The organism is Psychrobacter sp. T6-1, assembly GCF_052258445.1.
Window position 1 is genome coordinate 1 of sequence record NZ_JBQQFC010000419.1, and the last position, 1,634, is coordinate 1,634.

The 1,634-nt window shown below is 35.0% G+C and carries 2 protein-coding genes; both read right to left on the reverse strand.

What is annotated here, in order from left to right; all coding sequences use genetic code 11:
- Nucleotides 1-168: 168 nt before the first annotated feature.
- Complete coding sequence (locus ACTXGO_RS13405) at nt 169-1,095, reverse strand: cation diffusion facilitator family transporter (protein WP_058025953.1); 927 nt, start codon at nt 1,093-1,095, stop codon at nt 169-171.
- A gap of 245 nt (nt 1,096-1,340) precedes the next feature.
- Entirely contained in the window at nt 1,341-1,481 is a 141-nt protein-coding gene (locus tag ACTXGO_RS13410) for a hypothetical protein (RefSeq protein WP_156410079.1), read from the reverse strand.
- Nucleotides 1,482-1,634 lie beyond the last annotated feature (153 nt).

Sequence of the window (1,634 nt, forward strand, 5' to 3'; positions counted from 1 at the left end):
TAATTTAATCAGCGTAAGTTTTTTATTTTTTCTAGGTAACGTCCTAACGCACGTAAATATAAAAGTTTTAAACTATTGATCACATAAGAACTGATTGAAAAAATTATGTTGACATAAGGCACGCGCCTCATACTTAAAAAGAGATAGCTATATACGGTCTATCATCTTTTAGTTGATACTTTCATTTAATGCACGCGATTTTTGATTGTCATCTGCCTTAGTACCAAATTCAATAGTTGCATGTTGTATATTCTGATGCGCCAAATCTTCCTTGATGTTTTCTTTCATAGTAATAGTCTCTTCAAACGTTATATCGGTCTTCGGTACAATATGAACTGTAAGAGCATTCTCAGTGGTACTCAAAGCCCAGATATGTAAATGATGAAAGTTTTGAATAAAATTATAGCTCTCTAAGATAGCAGTGATTTTACTGAGATCAACATTTTGAGGTACTCCGTCGATAGCAAGCTTGATACTCTCTTTTAGTAGACCCCAAGTCGATAACAGTATAACGACTGAAATAATCAAGCTAACTAGAGGATCAACGATATTCCAACTTGTATAGTAAATAATAATGCCCGAGATAACGACACCTACAGAGACCAATGCATCTACCATTAGATGCAAGAAAGCACCTTTGATATTAATATCGTCTTTTTGACCTTTGTAGAATGCAAAAGCAGAAACAGTATTTATAAATACACCTATTAGAGCTGTAATAATAATAACTTTTCCTGCAACTTCCGGTATCGTATCAAATCGACCCAAGGCCTCATACGCAATACCTATAACGATTGTAACTAACAATATGGCGTTAATAAGAGACGCCATTATAGAAGCTTTTTTGTAGCCATAGGTATAAAGCGTAGTAGATGCTTTCTGTGCTAATTTCATTCCAATTAACGAGATTATTAAACTGGCAACATCACTTAAGTTGTGGCTAGCGTCTGCGATTAAAGCTAATGAATTAGTTGAATAGCCCACTATAAACTCGATGAGCGTAAATGCAGAATTTAGACCAATCCCAATATAAAAAGCTTTATTCATATTTTTAGGGTCTGGAGCTTGATGACTGTGGTTATCTGAATTACTCATAATTTACCCTTGTTTAGGTTGCTGCATTTTATTAAAGGTAGAAAATAAGTTTATTGCATATTTTCTATATTGCACAGTCAATATTGCTCTAATACCGTAGACCCACTTATTTTTATCAATAAACTGAGCCACAACTTGATTGTGTGTCCTATCTCTCCTTGGGCGAAAAAAGCGGATTTTACTGTAATCTAACTGGCTTACGTAAGCTTCTTGTTCTCATGTTCAAGCTCTTTAGTATGTGTAGCTTAGTCTTGAATGTTGGTTAGTATAGTTTCATTAGTGTGCTTTTTATGACATGACCACATAAAGGTGTAATCGTTTAATGCTTCAATCAGCATACGAACGGCGCGTTCTTTAATCTCAGGAGTGTAGGTTTGTCTTTTCATTATCGTATTCTCTCAGAAAGATGATTTACCGCTTCTTAACAGCGCGTGTAAAACCTTGCATCTGACGACTAAGCCGGTCTTCATAGTAAACTATCCCAGTATTGTCAGAAACTTAACGTCTTGTGAGGATGTACTAAGTGCTAACTTCAAAAT